Origin of the sequence: Leeuwenhoekiella aequorea (assembly GCF_004104375.1) — a bacterium.
Lineage (GTDB): Bacteria > Bacteroidota > Bacteroidia > Flavobacteriales > Flavobacteriaceae > Leeuwenhoekiella > Leeuwenhoekiella aequorea.
This window is the reverse complement of record NZ_QOVM01000001.1, coordinates 349,948-365,809: the sequence shown is the minus strand read 5'-3', so window position 1 is coordinate 365,809 and position 15,862 is coordinate 349,948. Positions and strand designations below refer to the sequence as shown.

Annotated in this window: 16 protein-coding genes and 1 tRNA gene; 16 read left to right on the top strand and 1 reads right to left on the bottom strand. The window is 36.9% G+C overall.

The window, feature by feature from the left end:
- Positions 1 to 33: 33 nt before the first annotated feature.
- Positions 34 to 345, top strand: coding sequence for a hypothetical protein (locus DSM00_RS01615; protein ID WP_128756273.1), 312 nt, complete (start codon positions 34 to 36; stop codon positions 343 to 345).
- 56 nt (positions 346 to 401) lie between these two features.
- The gene (locus DSM00_RS01610; protein ID WP_128756718.1) at positions 402 to 2,552 is read left to right on the top strand and encodes a TonB-dependent receptor; all 2,151 of its coding nucleotides are present in this window, start codon (positions 402 to 404) and stop codon (positions 2,550 to 2,552) included.
- A gap of 53 nt (positions 2,553 to 2,605) precedes the next feature.
- Here DSM00_RS01610 and DSM00_RS01605 read toward each other — a convergent pair.
- A tRNA-Leu gene (locus DSM00_RS01605) sits at positions 2,606 to 2,685 on the bottom strand.
- Positions 2,686 to 2,819: 134 nt separating this feature from the next.
- Here DSM00_RS01605 and DSM00_RS01600 point away from each other — a divergent pair.
- The 14 genes from DSM00_RS01600 to DSM00_RS01535 all read left to right on the top strand — a co-directional run bounded on the left by DSM00_RS01600 (position 2,820) and on the right by DSM00_RS01535 (position 15,847).
- The gene (locus DSM00_RS01600) at positions 2,820 to 3,761 is read left to right on the top strand and encodes a ribose-phosphate pyrophosphokinase (protein ID WP_128756272.1); all 942 of its coding nucleotides are present in this window, start codon (positions 2,820 to 2,822) and stop codon (positions 3,759 to 3,761) included.
- Positions 3,762 to 3,787: 26 nt separating this feature from the next.
- Positions 3,788 to 4,411: a 50S ribosomal protein L25/general stress protein Ctc gene (locus tag DSM00_RS01595; RefSeq protein ID WP_128756271.1), complete on the top strand. Its 624-nt coding sequence runs from the start codon at positions 3,788 to 3,790 to the stop codon at positions 4,409 to 4,411.
- A gap of 229 nt (positions 4,412 to 4,640) precedes the next feature.
- Positions 4,641 to 5,264, top strand: coding sequence for an aminoacyl-tRNA hydrolase (gene pth / locus DSM00_RS01590; RefSeq protein WP_128756270.1), 624 nt, complete (start codon positions 4,641 to 4,643; stop codon positions 5,262 to 5,264).
- A 1-nt stretch (position 5,265) separates the two neighbouring features.
- Complete coding sequence (locus DSM00_RS01585; protein WP_128756269.1) at positions 5,266 to 6,201, top strand: bifunctional riboflavin kinase/FAD synthetase; 936 nt, start codon at positions 5,266 to 5,268, stop codon at positions 6,199 to 6,201.
- Entirely contained in the window at positions 6,194 to 7,549 is a 1,356-nt protein-coding gene (locus DSM00_RS01580; protein ID WP_128756268.1) for an HTTM domain-containing protein, read from the top strand. The genes DSM00_RS01585 and DSM00_RS01580 overlap by 8 nt, the downstream gene beginning before the upstream one ends.
- 91 nt (positions 7,550 to 7,640) lie before the next feature.
- Positions 7,641 to 8,909 (top strand): serine--tRNA ligase, encoded by a 1,269-nt coding sequence (gene serS, locus DSM00_RS01575; protein WP_128756267.1) that lies wholly within the window; start codon positions 7,641 to 7,643, stop codon positions 8,907 to 8,909.
- A gap of 63 nt (positions 8,910 to 8,972) precedes the next feature.
- The gene (locus DSM00_RS01570) at positions 8,973 to 10,757 is read left to right on the top strand and encodes a tetratricopeptide repeat protein (protein ID WP_128756266.1); all 1,785 of its coding nucleotides are present in this window, start codon (positions 8,973 to 8,975) and stop codon (positions 10,755 to 10,757) included.
- 35 nt (positions 10,758 to 10,792) lie between these two features.
- Complete coding sequence (locus DSM00_RS01565) at positions 10,793 to 11,119, top strand: DUF4286 family protein (RefSeq protein WP_128756265.1); 327 nt, start codon at positions 10,793 to 10,795, stop codon at positions 11,117 to 11,119.
- Between the two features lie 29 nt (positions 11,120 to 11,148).
- Positions 11,149 to 12,006 (top strand): 16S rRNA (adenine(1518)-N(6)/adenine(1519)-N(6))-dimethyltransferase RsmA, encoded by an 858-nt coding sequence (gene rsmA / locus DSM00_RS01560; protein WP_128756264.1) that lies wholly within the window; start codon positions 11,149 to 11,151, stop codon positions 12,004 to 12,006.
- 197 nt (positions 12,007 to 12,203) lie between these two features.
- Positions 12,204 to 13,553: a magnesium transporter gene (gene mgtE / locus DSM00_RS01555; RefSeq protein WP_128756263.1), complete on the top strand. Its 1,350-nt coding sequence runs from the start codon at positions 12,204 to 12,206 to the stop codon at positions 13,551 to 13,553.
- Positions 13,554 to 13,642: 89 nt separating this feature from the next.
- Positions 13,643 to 14,050: an acyl-CoA thioesterase gene (locus DSM00_RS01550; protein ID WP_128756262.1), complete on the top strand. Its 408-nt coding sequence runs from the start codon at positions 13,643 to 13,645 to the stop codon at positions 14,048 to 14,050.
- A 21-nt stretch (positions 14,051 to 14,071) separates the two neighbouring features.
- Positions 14,072 to 15,004: a 2-hydroxyacid dehydrogenase gene (locus tag DSM00_RS01545; protein WP_128756261.1), complete on the top strand. Its 933-nt coding sequence runs from the start codon at positions 14,072 to 14,074 to the stop codon at positions 15,002 to 15,004.
- 67 nt (positions 15,005 to 15,071) lie between these two features.
- The gene (locus DSM00_RS01540) at positions 15,072 to 15,467 is read left to right on the top strand and encodes a VOC family protein (RefSeq protein WP_128756260.1); all 396 of its coding nucleotides are present in this window, start codon (positions 15,072 to 15,074) and stop codon (positions 15,465 to 15,467) included.
- 32 nt (positions 15,468 to 15,499) lie between these two features.
- The gene (locus tag DSM00_RS01535; protein WP_128756259.1) at positions 15,500 to 15,847 is read left to right on the top strand and encodes a TM2 domain-containing protein; all 348 of its coding nucleotides are present in this window, start codon (positions 15,500 to 15,502) and stop codon (positions 15,845 to 15,847) included.
- Positions 15,848 to 15,862 lie beyond the last annotated feature (15 nt).

Sequence of the window (15,862 nt, the reverse complement as noted above, 5' to 3'; positions counted from 1 at the left end):
TGCCTTATTTACATTAATAGTATTTTTGCCGCGATGAGATTTCTGGTAATACTACTTTCTTTTATTACGCTGTTTGCTTCGGTGACGCCATGCTGCTCAGACGAGTCTGTATGTGATTCAGAGAGCACAGAACTTTGCGGGAGTGCTTCTGGAAATGATACTGAAAAAAGTCATTTACCTTGTTCGCCTTTTTTTAATTGCGGAAGCTGTTCAGGATTTATTGTACTTAATTCTGGTTCACTTAATCTTATTCAGTATAAACTAGTATCTACTAAAATACTATCCATTAATCAGACTATTCAGGATACTTTTAATTCCTCGTTTTTCAAGCCTCCAAAGGGATAATTAAAATTCAGATTTTTTTCGTTTACGCGATTATCACATTGAAATATACTCTTTTGATGTTAGTGCTATTTGTCTATAGCGCTACTCTGGCGCAAAATACTTTTAAAGCCACCATACAAGAAGCAGAAACAAATGAACCGTTATATGGAGTCTCCGTATTTATAAAAAAACTTAACAAAGGTGCCGTTACCGATATGGATGGCGCTGTACAATTACAGAATATTCCTAACGGTCAATTTAAAATTGAAATACGTTATGTGGGGTTTCAAACACTAGAAATCATACGTACATTCCCACTAGAGAATAATCAGCTTAATGAAATTTTTCAGCTTGAAGAATCTCACGAAGAAATGGAGGAGATCATTCTTACCTCAACACGTAGCTCACGAACCTTTCAAGATACCCCGACACGACTAGAATTTATTGCTGGTGAAGAACTGTCAGAAAAAGGAAATATGAAGCCCGGTGACATACGTATGCTACTTAATGAAAGTACGGGTATTCAAACACAGCAGACATCTGCTACCAGTTACAACTCCAGTATTAGAATTCAAGGTTTAGACGGTAAGTACACCCAACTTTTAAGAGATGGTTTACCTTTATATTCAGGGTATTCTGGAGGTTTAAGCCTTATGCAAATAGCTCCGCTAGACCTCAAACAAGTGGAAGTTATTAAAGGTTCCTCTTCTACATTATATGGAGGCGGTGCGATTGCAGGATTAGTAAATCTTATTTCTAGAACGCCACAAGAAGAGCGGGAGTTAAGTTTTATGGCTAACGCTACTTCTGCATTGGGATTAGACCTTAGCGGGTTTTATTCTGAAAAATATGAGAATACAGGAGCAACTGTGTTTGCCAGTTATAATACTTCTACTCCTTATGATCCGGCAGACATAGGGCTTACAGCGATACCTAAGTTTGATCGTTTTACCATAAATCCTAAATTCTATGTTTATCTTAATGATCAGACAAATTTTAATTTAGGCTTTAATTATGTTACTGAAAAACGCCTGGGTGGTTCTATAGATTTTATTGAAAACACTACCGAAAGTGGTTATTTTGAAGAAAATATCACAAATAGATTATCTACTCAATTATTAGGGAGACACAACTTTTCTGAAAAATTATCTCTTGAAGCAAAAAACAGCATCAGCTTTTTTGACCGTAAAATAGAAATACCAGATTATAATTTTGCCGGTAAACAAATCTCATCATTTTCAGAGCTTAATCTTTCAGCAGTTGAAAAAAATATAGAATGGGTTGCCGGACTTAATCTATGGACTGAAAATTTTGATCAATATCGAGGTGACCCTAATCAGGATTTGAGCTACTCTAATTATACAGTTGGTATGTTTGTTCAGAATATATGGGATATACAAGAAAATATAGTTTTAGAAACTGGGTTGAGAGGTGATTACCAGAGTGATTATGGGTTTTATTTACTTCCGCGTTTTTCTGTTATGTATAAACCTTCATCACAATTTACATTACGCGCCGGTGGTGGTCTCGGTTACAAAACACCTACCTTATTTACAGAAGATGTAGAACGACTTCAATTTCAAAATATAATGCCTTTATCTGTTGATGATATAGATGCGGAGCGCTCAATAGGCTTCAATGTTGATGGTAATTATAAATGGTCGATTACAGATGATCTTAATTTATCTACTAATGTTTTATTATTCTACACGAGGATAGATGACCCTTTATTATTAAACAGTACTTCAAATATGTTTTATGAGTTTACTCAACCTAACGGTCATCTAGACACTAAAGGTATTGAAGCAAATATGCGCTGGAGTTATAAAGATTTTAAACTTTTTGTAGGCTATACTCTTGCAGATGTAGATAAACACTATGACGGGCAACGCGAGCAATATCCACTAGTTGCTACACATAGACTCAATAATGTTTTGATGTATGAAAAGCACGATAATTTTTGGGTAGGTCTCGAAGGATATTATTATAGTCCGCAAAAGCTAAACGACGGGACTACAGGCCAGTCTTATTGGATAGTAGGACTTATGACAGAGAAAAAATTAGGTGATACTTTCTCAATCTTTTTAAACTTTGAAAATTTCTTAGACGCGCGTCAAACTCGATTTGACACTATTTATACGGGGACTTTAGAGGATCCTCAGTTTAGAGATATCTATGCACCAGTTGATGGATTTGTGATCAATGGCGGATTCAAGATAAAGTTGTAAATGCTTAGAAAAGAAAAACCGCATATCGCTTTTATGCAATATGCGGCTTCTTGTACCCCGGGCGGGAATCGAACCCGCACTCGTAAGAACTGGGTTTTGAATCCAGCGCGTCTACCAATTCCGCCACCGAGGCAAATGTGGAGGTCAAAATTAGTAAAAAATACCAATCTTTCATTAAAATTTATCATTAAAAAAACTTCACTAGACAATTAAATTTATACTTTTGCAGCCTCTTATAAATTTAGCTAATCTAAACATAAGATACAGATGCCTTTACAAGAACCCGAAGCAAAAATATTCCCCTGCACACAAAGCAGGGCTTTAGCAGAAAAGATAGCTGAGGCTTACGGGCAACCGCTAGGCAAAATTATCACTTCAACTTATAGTGACGGCGAGTTTCAGCCTTCATTTGAAGAATCTATAAGGGGTACACGGGTTTTTATTATAGGCTCAACAATGCCTAGCAGTGAAAACTTAATGGAAATGCTGCTTATGCTTGACGCTGCAAAACGTGCTTCAGCAAGACATATAACAGCAGTACTTCCCTATTTTGGATGGGCAAGACAAGATCGTAAAGACAAACCAAGAGTTCCTATAGCCGCAAAATTAGTGGCTAACCTATTAGAAACTGCAGGAGCAACCCGTATAATTACTATGGATTTGCACGCAGATCAAATACAAGGATTCTTTGAACGTCCTGTTGATCACTTGTTTGCATCAACCGTGTTTTTACCTTATTTACGTTCTTTAAATTTACCGAATCTTACAATCGCCTCACCAGATATGGGCGGATCAAAAAGAGCTTATGCGTATTCAAAAGCTTTAGATTGTGATGTCGTTATCTGTTATAAACAACGGGAAAAAGCTAATGTTATAAGCTATATGGAGCTTATAGGTGATGTAAAAGGGCGCAATGTTATCTTAGTTGATGATATGGTAGATACTGCAGGAACACTTACTAAAGCTGCAGATTTAATGATGGAGCGGGGCGCTATTAGCGTACGAGCTATCTGTACTCACGCCTTATTAAGTGGTGATGCTTACGAGCGTTTAGAAAATAGCAAGCTGCAAGAGCTTATTGTAACAGATAGTATTCCTCCTCGAAGAGAAAGCAATAAAGTGCGTATAGTAACTTGCGCAGATTTATTTGCAGATGTAATGCACCGTGTTCACAACAACACTTCAATTGCATCAAAATTTATAATGTAATTTATTAATACTTAATATATAATTAAATGAAGTCAATCACGATCACAGGATCTAAAAGAGAAAGCGTGGGCAAGAAAGCTGCAAAAGCCCTACGTAATGCTGGAGAGGTTCCTTGCGTATTATACGGAGGGGATGAGCCAGTACACTTTAACGCACCAGAATTAGCGTTTAAAAGTTTGGTTTACACTCCAGATGCGCATACCGCGACTTTGGAGCTTGACGGAACTACCTACATGGCAATTCTTCAAGACATTCAATTTCACCCGGTAACAGATCGCATTCTTCATGTAGATTTCTATCAGATTTTTGAAGGTAAAGAAGTTACAATGACAATCCCTGTACACTACGAAGGTAACTCTAGAGGTGTACGTAATGGTGGTGTTCTACGTAAGACATTCCGTACATTACGCGTTAAGGCATTGCCTAAAAACCTTCCTGATTTTGTAATTGCAGATATCACTAAACTTAAAATTGGTGACAAATTGTACATTACTGAAGTTGAACAAGGAGATTGGAAATACCTTCACCCAGACAACACCGTTGTTTGTCAAGTTAGAACTTCACGTAATATGGTTGAAGATCTTGAAGATGATGATGAAGAAGAAACTGAAACAGAAGCAACTGAACAAGCTGCTAATCCTGAAGCATAGTTTTATTCAAAACTCAATAGAAAACACCCACTTTGTGGGTGTTTTTTTTTGCTCATTTCCTAACCCACTACAATTCGAACAATTTTTCTGAGAAGCTTTGCCTATTATTAATCATCTATACATTCAAAATCATAAATTTGCAGGGATTTGTTGTGCTTGCGTTAGTAAATAAATTGCAAACAACACAAGTATCAATTAAGTGTGCCATTGATTAAATCACACAATAACTATGAGTACATTCTTTAGCAATCTTTTTGGCTCATCAAAAAAAGAAATAGTAGACCCTATGAAGAAATTCTTAATAGTAGGCTTGGGAAATATAGGTCCTAAATACACAGAAACCCGCCATAATATAGGTTTTAAAGTAGTGGACGCATACGCAGAATTAAAAGAAACTTCCTGGACTACCGAAAAATTAGGTGATGTAGCATATACAAAGGTTAAAGGCAAAACAGTAATTTTATTGAAGCCAAATACCTATATGAACCTTAGTGGGAAATCTGTGAATTTCTGGATGCAGAAAGAAAAAATTAATCTGGAGAATTTGTTAGTTATCACAGATGACCTCAATCTAGATTTTGGCACAATCAGAGTAAAAACTAAAGGTAGCGACGGCGGACATAATGGTTTGAAAGATATTCAAAATCAATTGCTCACATCAAACTATAATCGCTTTCGTTTTGGGATTGGAGATCGTTTCAGTAAAGGTAGACAAGTAGATTATGTCCTTGGTGAATGGGTGAAAGAAGAGCAACTTGATATGCCCGAAAGGTTAGATATGTCCTGTAAAGTTATAGAAAGTTTTATAGCTTCGGGAATTACAAATACAATGAACGAGTACAACGGTAAATAAATTGGAACAACATACATCTGCAGAAAGCTTTAATGGCTCAAAACATACCGTAGTAACTATAGGTACTTTTGACGGAGTTCATCTGGGCCACAAAAAAATAATAGATAGACTACTGGCGAGCGCATACAACAACGACCTGGAGTCTGTAGTGCTTACTTTTTTTCCGCACCCTCGTATGGTGCTACAAAAAGACACTCAAATAAAATTGATAAACTCAATTGCAGAACGTAAAGCATTACTAGAAGCAACTACGCTAGACCATCTTATCATTCATCCTTTTACTCAAGATTTTTCGAGATTGACCGCAGAGGAGTTTGTGAAGACAATTTTAGTAGACCAACTTAAAGCTCACAAAGTAATAATAGGTTACGATCATCATTTTGGACGTAATCGTAACGCAAATATCGACGACTTAAAGGAGTACGGTAAGCAGTACAATTTTGAAGTTGAAGAAATTTCAAAGCAAGATGTAGACGATGTTGCTGTAAGCTCTACAAAAATAAGGAAAGCACTCCTAGAAGGCGATATCGGCCGTGCAAATGAATATTTAGGTTATGCCTTTATGCTTAACGGCATAGTTACACGTGGCAAAGGTCTGGGTAGAAAATTCAATTATCCCACAGCAAATCTTAAAATCGAAGAAAACTACAAACTTATTCCTGCAAAAGGGGTTTATGTAGTGCGTTCTATTATTGGTAACAAAAAGGTTTATGGGATGATGAACATAGGTACAAATCCCACAGTAGGCGGAAGCGATCTAACTGTAGAGACTTACTTTTTTGATTTTGATGAGGATTTGTATGACAAGCATTTGCAGATAGAATTACTTACACGCGTACGCGACGAGAAAAAATTTGAATCTGTAGATGAGCTAATCACAGCGATGCAAGAAGATGAGTATTATTCTAAAAACTTTATAAAAACTTTAAATGCTTAACCAATATCTCTTTAAACGTGTAGACAACAGCGCACTTATCGTTTTTAGAGTGTTATTTGGTTTTTTAATTACTGTTGAAGCTTGGGGCGCTATCGCTACCGGGTGGATTCGCACCACGCTCATGGAAGGCGAATTTACCTTTAATTTTATAGGATTAGATTTTTTACAACCACTGCCGGGTAATGGGATGCTATATTATTACGGCATTATGGGGCTGTTTGGAGTATTTGTTATGCTCGGTTTCAAGTACCGCATTAGTATCATTGTATACAGCATAATGTGGTCTGCCGTCTATCTTATGCAAAAATCCTCTTACAATAATCACTATTACCTTTTGATGCTTTTACTGGGGATAATGGCTTGTATGCCCGCTAATAGATACTTATCTCTTGATGTAAAGCAAAACCCAGGTTTAAAAAAGATAAGTATGCCGCGCTGGGTGTATATCGTGATAATCGCTCAATTATGGATTGTTTACACCTATGCATCTGCAGCGAAATTTTACCCAGACTGGCTAGATGCGAGTATGGCAGCGCAGCTTATGCTTACAAAGTCTAATTACTGGCTTATAGGTGATTTTCTTCAGTTAAATTGGGTGCACTGGTCCATTGCTTACTTCGGTATATTTTTTGACCTTTTTATAATTCCCGCATTACTCTGGGAGCCCACCAGAAAGTTTGCTTTTATTTTTTCAATTTTCTTTCATCTATTTAACTCCTTTGTATTTCAAATAGGCATATTCCCATATATGTCACTTGCATTTACCGTTTTCTTTTTTCCTTCGGAAACCATACAGCGTATTTTTCTTCCTCAGAAAGAGCTTTATACAGCAGGGGAAATTATCAAACCGGCAAATTATAAACTAATACTTGTTGTTGCCGCAATCTATTTTATAATACAAATAGGTTTACCATTGCGTCATTGGGTAATTAGTGATGATGTTTTATGGACTGAAGAAGGTCACAGACTCAGTTGGCGAATGATGTTACGCTCAAAAGGTGGCAGAATAAGTTTCAAAGTGGTTGATAAAGAGTCCGGACTAACCATCCCTTTTGATCATACAAAAATGCTTTCTCGAAAACAACAACGCGCAGTAGGCACAAAACCCGATGTAATCTGGCAATTTTGTCAACGTATAAAAAAAGACTTTGCCGCAAAAGGTAAGGATGTAGCTATATACGTTAATTGCAAAATACGCGTGAATGACAGTAAATACCATACTCTTATTGACCCCGAGGTCGACATGGCTGCTGCAAAATGGGATTATTTCTGGCATAATGAATGGATATTGCCATCTCCGCTCAACTCTTCTTCAGAAACTTCAAATAAATACGAAGTACGCAATTAATAAAGCTACTCAACCTAAGTTCATATTCGAGAAATTTTAGGCTCCGTTTTTAAATCGGGTTTACGTACTTTTGCCGTCTAAAATTTTAGATATGCTACACCTTGCAGACATTCGTGAGAACAAAGATGAATATATTAAAGCGCTTACAAAACGTAATTTTGATGCCTCATCTATATTTGATCAGGTAATTTCTCTTGACGACAAGCGTCGTAGCACACAAACTTCTTTAGACAATACTCTTGCAGAAAGCAATAAGCTTTCTAAAGAAATAGGGATGATGTTTAAAAATGGTGAAGCTCATAAGGCTAACATTTTAAAAGAACGTACCGTAAAACTTAAAGAAGATTCTAAAGACCTGCAGGATGCTCTAGCTACTACGATAGCTGAGCTGGATCAATTGTTATATACAATTCCTAACATACCTCAAGACAGTGTGCCGGCAGGCAAAAGTGAAGATGATAATGAAGAGGTTTTCCGTAAGGGAGCTATTCCTACTTTAGATGAGGGTAGTTTACCACATTGGGAACTGGCTAAAAAATATGACATTATCGATTTTGAGTTGGGAAATAAAATTACCGGTGCAGGTTTTCCGGTTTATAAAGGAAAAGGTGCCCGCCTCCAGCGCGCATTAATTAATTACTTTCTAGATAAGAATACTGCTGCCGGCTATATGGAATATCAAGTTCCACACCTTGTTAACGAGGCATCAGGTTTTGGAACAGGACAATTACCAGACAAAGAAGGACAGATGTATCATGCGGGCATTGATGATTTATACTTAATTCCTACCGCAGAAGTACCCGTTACAAATATGTATCGCGATAGTCTTCTTGAAGAAAAAGACCTACCTATAACCTGTACTGCCTATACACCTTGCTTTAGAAGAGAGGCTGGTTCGTACGGGGCTCACGTACGCGGTTTAAATCGTCTGCACCAGTTTGACAAAGTAGAAATTGTGCGACTTGAAAAGTCTGAGAATAGTGATGCCGCTCTAGATGGAATGGTGGAACACGTAAAATCTATTCTTGACGAACTTAAATTACCGTACCGTATTTTAAGACTTTGTGGTGGAGATTTAGGGTTTACTTCTACTCTAACATATGATTTTGAGGTTTTTTCTACAGCTCAGGATCGCTGGTTAGAAATAAGTAGTGTTTCAAACTTTAAAACATTTCAAGCAAACCGACTTAAATTACGTTACCGCGATGCAGATGGTAACAAGCAACTAGCACATACTCTTAACGGAAGTGCTCTAGCTTTACCTCGAGTTTTAGCCGGCATATTAGAAAATTATCAGACATTAACTGGTATTGAAATCCCTGAGGTTTTGATTCCGTATTGTGGTTTTGAAAGAATATAAAGCCTATAGCTACCCAGACTAATACTAGCGCAACTTTAGTATATTTATTAAAATTATAACTACATGATACGCGCCCTTTTAGTCTTACTTATTTTGCTTTGCACATCTTTAAACGGTATTGCACAAGATGAGTCGGCTCGTAACTATGTAGAACAAGGAGCTTATGAAAAGGCGGCTTTAAGCTATCAGGAGCTTTTAAAAGAGGCTCCTTTAAATTCTAATTACATACGATCACTGGCAGGAGTTTATCATCAGTTAAAAAAATTTGAGGCTGCAGAAAACTTACTTATTGAGTCAATTTCAAAAATTAAAAACAACAAAACGTTGTTAGTCGACCTTGGGTACACCTATCAATTACAAGGAAAGAAGCACGAGGCAAAAATATACTATGATCTTGCTATCGCCAGCATTGCAGAAAATACAGCTTTTGCCTATCAAGTAGGAAATGCTTTTCAGCAATATAGTTTACTTGATGAAGCCACAACAGTCTATACAAAAGCTTCTTTACAGGATTCCCGATATAATTTTGAGTCGGCCTTAGCGCGCATTTACGGCGAACAAGGTAAAATTGATGAGATGTTTAATGCTTATCTCGATCTTATTTTAAAAGACGAAAAACAGGAAGGAATTGTACAGCGTTATTTTAATGAGTTTATTACTGAAGATCCCGAAAATGACGCTAATCAAATCCTGAGAAAAATACTTCTAAAACGAATGCAAGAAGACCCCAACTTACTATACAACCGCAAATTAAGTTGGCTTTTTATTCAGCAGAAAGAATACAACAAAGCATTTTTACAGGAAAAAGCTATTGCAAAGCGAAGCAACAATAATTTATTGGGGATATTGAGACTTGCAGATGTGACATTAGATAATGAAGAGGATGATCTGGCAGTATCTATTCTGAATTATATTATCGAAACAACAACTGTTAGCGAGCTAAAATTACACGCCAGCCAAAAAATTCTAGAGTTACAGATCAAAACAGCTCAACCAAACGAACTTGAAACTATAAAAACGGCTTACCAAAATCTACTTGCTGAATATGGCAAAGGACTAGCCACATTAAATCTTCAGACAGATTATGCTCATTTTCTTGCGTTCAATAAAAAAGAATATACTGCCGCATCTCTATTTTTACAAGAAACTCTTGACCTTCCATTAGATGCTTTTCAGCAGGCACGTATAAAAATGGAACTTGCAGATATTCTACTTCTAGAAGAACGTTTTAATGCAGCTCTTATATATTATTCTCAAATTCAAAAATTATTACCCAATAATCCCATAGCTCAAGAAGCCCGGTTTAAAGTGGCAAAGGCCAGCTATTATAAAGGAGATTTTGAATGGGCAAAGACCCAATTAAAAGTTTTAAAGTCTTCGGCAACTCAACTTATTGCAAATGACGCTCAAGATCTTTATCTGCTCATTACAGACAATGCAATAGAAGACTCTACGTATACGGGCTTAAAAGCTTTTGCCCGAGCAGAATTGCTACACTATCAAAATAGAAATACTGAAGCTCTTGCGGCTTACGACAGCCTCCTCATCTCACAAAAGGGCAAATCTATTGAAGATGAAGCGCTGTTAGCTCAGGCTATATTATTTGAAAAAAACAAAGAATTTAATAAAGCAGAACAGAATTATATAAAAATTACTACCCTACATAAAGAGGATATTTTAGCTGATGATGCATTTTATAGATTAGGCAACCTATATGCTACCGTACTTAACCAGCCGGAGAAAGCTAAAATTCAGTATGAGCAAATCATTTTTAATTTTGCAGATAGTATCTTTTATGTAGAAGCCCAACAGAAATATCGCAAATTAAGAGGAGACGCTATCAACTGAGGCGTATCTTTGCCTGCACAAAATAAAAAGCTCCTATGATTATATATAATGTTACCGTAAATGTTGACGATAGTGTTCACGAAGATTGGCTCTACTGGATGCGCAATGAGCATATTCCTGAGATATTAGAAACCGGAAAATTCTTAAAAGCTTTAATGACAAAAGTTTTAGTAGAAGAAGAAATGGGTGGAAAAACCTATTCGGTACAATACACTGCTAAAAGCAAAGACAGTTTAACGCGATATTACAAAGAAGACGCTCCGCGACTTAGACAGGCTGCTGCTCGCTTTGGAGACAAAATTGTTGCCTTTAGAACTGAACTTGAAATCGTTTCTGAGCAAACAGAATTCAAGGCTCAATAGTACTCGATAAAACCATTCACAGAACTCAGATGAAAAAAAAGTTTACCAGATCACATTCTAAACCTACAGCAGACGACCCTATAAAGGCGAAAAAACATCTGGGTCAACATTTTTTGAAAGACGAGAGTATTGCCCAGAAGATCGCAGATACTTTATCGCATTCTGGTTATGATGATGTGTTAGAAATAGGTCCGGGTACCGGTGTTTTAACAAAATACCTTTTGCGCGAGAAAAGTCATATCACTGCAATGGATCTTGACAGTGAATCTATAGTTTATCTCAACCACAGCTTCCCGTTAGAATATCCGGCATTATTTGAAACTGGCTCATTGACCGTTCTTGAAGCAGATTTTCTAAAATGTAATCTTAGTGAACTATATGCAGATAAAGCATTTGCCATAACTGGAAACTTTCCGTACAACATTTCTACCCAAATTGTATTCAAAATGCTTGAATGGCGGGATCAGGTGCCTGAATTTAGCGGAATGTTTCAAAAGGAAGTTGCACAGCGTATTTGCGCACCTTCTGGGAGTAAAACGTATGGTATTCTCTCTGTTCTGGCACAGGCTTTCTACGATGCAGAATATTTATTCACAGTGCCCCCGGAAGTTTTTAACCCGCCGCCAAAAGTAGATAGCGGCGTTCTTAAACTTACTCGTAAAGCAAATTATAAAGAGCTTGCATGTGATCCCGACGAACTTTTTAAAGTTGTGAAAATGGCATTTCAACAACGTCGTAAAACGCTTAGAAACAGTTTAAAACAATTAGATTTAAGCGACACACTAAGAGCAAAAGACCTATTCGATAAACGTCCTGAGCAGTTAGATGTCGCACAATTTATTGCACTTACTCAAGCTATTAACCAAGATTTGAATACCGAAGAATAGCTGCAATTACTACAGATTACCCAAGAAGAAAACCTCATACTTTCGCTTTAAAAATACAAAGCATATCCTTGATGTAGGAAGTATTTTAAATGCGTTATGACCCGTAAATCTGTCACAAACTCACTCTTGTCTCACACTAGTTTATTTATATTTGCCAGACTCAAAAAAGAATGCAATAACCCGATAAGTGAGCAACTATGGCTTTTGAAATTACCGAAGACCTTATAGAGCAAATCGAAAACTTAATCGAGGCTCGTAATGATGTTGCTATTTTAGAACTTCTTGATGAAGTTCACCACGCAGATATTGCAGAGATTTTTGATGAGATTACTACCGAAGAAGCTACCTATCTGGTAAAACTTCTTGATAGTGAAACTACTTCTGAAGCTCTTATGGAGCTGGATGAAGATTTGCGAGAAGATATTCTTGATAATCTTTCCCCTCAGGAAATTGCAGATGAGCTTAATGAACTTGATACTGATGATGCGGTAGACTTTTTATCTGAGCTGTCTGATGAGATCCAAAAGCAGGTAATTGACGCTATTGAAGATGAAGAGCACGCCCGCGATATTGTGGAAATGCTTCTTTATGAAGAAGATTCAGCCGGGGGTCTAATGGCAAAAGAGCTTGTAAGGGTTCGTGAAACCTGGACTGTAGCGGGTTGTGTACGTAAAATGAGAGCACAAGCACAAAATGTAACCCGCGTGCATTCGGTTTATGTAGTTGATAAAAAAGATCATCTTATAGGACGACTCTCACTTAAAGATTTACTTACAGCAGAAGCAAAATCAAAAATTTCTGATATCTATATTCCCAACGTAGACTCTGTAAATGTTCATGATTCTGGTGAAGATGTCGCTCGTTTAATGCAGAAATACGATCTGGAAGCTGTACCTGTTACAAATGATTCTGGAGTGTTATTGGGTAGAATAACGATCGATGATATTTTAGATTTTATACGAGATGAGGCCGATGAAGATTATCGTATGGCAGCTGGTTTATCACAAAGCGCTGAAGCAGATGATACCACCTGGGAACTTACACGTGCACGTCTTCCGTGGTTGGTTTTAGGACTTGTAGGAAGTCTGGGGGCAGTAAATATCATGAAGAGTTTTGAGGGCGCTTTACAAGTACATCCCGAACTATTTTTCTTTACTCCGTTAGTCGCTGCGGTAGCAGGAAACGTTGGCGTTCAGTCGAGTGCAATTATCGTACAAGGTCTAGCAAATGATAATGTTACCGGTAGTCTTTGGTTACGACTACTTAAGGAGATAAGCATAGGTCTTATAAATGGTATAGCTCTAGGAATTCTAGTAATTACATTTGGTTTAATATTCGGTTTTGGATGGATGCTTAGTTTGACCGTGGCAACAGCCATGCTATCGGTGATAATAGTAGCTGCATTAGTAGGTACATTTGTGCCTATATTACTCAATTGGAAAGGTATTGATCCTGCGATAGCTACTGGTCCTTTTATAACTACCAGCAATGATATTTTTGGGATTTTAATTTATTTCAGTCTAGCGAAACTTATGCTGGGCTTTTAGAAAGCACTTCAATATAAAAATCTTCCCAAAATATTCTCAAAATAGATTCTAAAATCTGCTTGCAGATTTTAGTTTAGTATTTTTGAAGAATGAATGCAAAAACTTTCAAACTTAACATAACTGTTCCTCCAGAAGCCATAGATAATCTTGGTCATGTAAATAATGTCATCTACTTGCAATGGGTTCAAGATGTCGCAGAAGCGCACTGGCAGCATAATTCTACAGATGAAATGCTACAAATATATGCGTGGGTAGCTCTAGAACATACTATAAAATACCACGCGCCAGCATTTGAAGGAGAACAGATTACTATAGAAACCTGGATAGAAAAGTTTGAAGGGGTTCGGTCATTTAGACGTACAAGAATTTACCGCCCCGCAGATCAAAAAGTTCTCGCAACTGCAATAACAAACTGGTGTTTACTCAATATGGAAACGCGTAAACCACTACGTGTTCCAGAAGGTTTTGCTGCTTATTACGAAGAAGTAAATCAATAAAATTACTCACATTTATTCCCTATGAAAATTTTACATATTGACAGCAATCATGAATTGATGATTGAACAGTTAGCAACAGCCGGCCATATAAATCACGAAGACTACTCTTCCTCTAAAGAGGATATCGAAGCTAAAATAGATGAGTATGATGGTGTGGTTATAAGAAGTAGGTTTAAAATAGACAAACAGTTTATTGATAAAGCAAGTAACCTAAAATTCATAGCTCGTGTAGGTGCAGGCTTAGAAAGTATTGATATCCCCTATGCAGAGTCAAAAGGGATACATCTAATTGCTGCTCCCGAAGGAAATAGAAATGCTGTAGGTGAGCACGCTCTGGGAATGCTTTTAATGCTCTTTAATAAATTAAAACTAGCCGACGCTGAGGTTAGAGCGGGGCAATGGAATAGAGAGAAAAACAGAGGTCTGGAGCTTGAAGGTAAAACCGTAGGCTTAATAGGATATGGAAATATGGGAAATGCTTTTGCAAAAAAGCTACAAGGTTTTGATTGCGAGGTCCTGTGTTACGATATTAGACCGGGATTGGGTAACGCAAATGCACGACAGGTATCACTAGAAGAATTGCAAGAAAAATCAGATGTTTTAAGTCTGCATACGCCGTGGACACCCCAAACTGATAAAATGGTAAATACCCGCTTTATCAGCGGATTTAAAAAACCGTTTTGGCTTATTAATACTGCGCGTGGTAAAAGTGTAGTAACCGCAGATCTAGTTGAAGCCTTAAAGTCAGGTAAAATTAAGGGTGCCGGACTAGACGTCCTGGAATATGAAAAGTTATCCTTTGAAAATCTTTTTACAGCCGAAGATATGCCCGAGCCTTTACATTATTTGATCAATGCAGATCAGGTTGTACTTACTCCTCACATTGCAGGATGGACGGTAGAAAGTAAAATAAAACTCTCACAGACAATCGTGGACAAGATTTTAAAGCTTTAGTTATAGCTTAAAATGTTATAATGGCACGTTCGAGCATCGTTTCTAAGAGAGCTTAAAATAATCAAGTATGAAAAATAGAGTAACCGGATTAGGCGGATTTTTCTTCAAGACAGAAAATCCAGATCAAATTAAAGAGTGGTATAAAACTCATTTAGGAATACCTACAGATCAATATGGATGGACATTCTGGTGGTATGATGAAAATGGTGAGAAATGCTCAACACAATGGAGTCCGTTTCAACAAAGCACCAGCTATTTCAAACCTAGTGAAAAGCAGTTTATGATGAACTTTAGAGTTGAAAACCTAGTTGAATTACTTAAAGTTCTTAAAGAAGAAGGAGTTACTGTGGTAGGGGATATTGAAGAATACGACTACGGAAAATTTGGTTGGATTTTGGATCCCGAAAACAACAAAATTGAATTGTGGGAACCTAATGATTCTGTATTTTTAGAAAATAAATAAATTTTAAAAAACAACCTAACAACCGTTATTCTATGAATGAAGATAAAAACTTCGGAGATCAAGCCAGAGAAACTGCAAATAATTTTAGTGATGGTGCAAAAAATTCAGCTAACGACTTTAAAGAAAGCTGGAATCAAACTACTAATCACGGCGAAAACAAAAAACTTCTTTGCGGAATTTTAGGAATTCTTTTCGGATACTTAGGTATTCACAAATTTATCCTTGGTTATACTAAGGAGGGAATTATTCAGATTATAGTTTCGATTGTTACTTGTGGAATAGGAGGAATTATTGGCTTTATTGAAGGGATTATCTATTTAACAAAATCTGATGAAGAATTTTATCAGACATACCAAGTGGGAAGAAAACCCTGGTTCTAAGAAACCAGTTGCTAT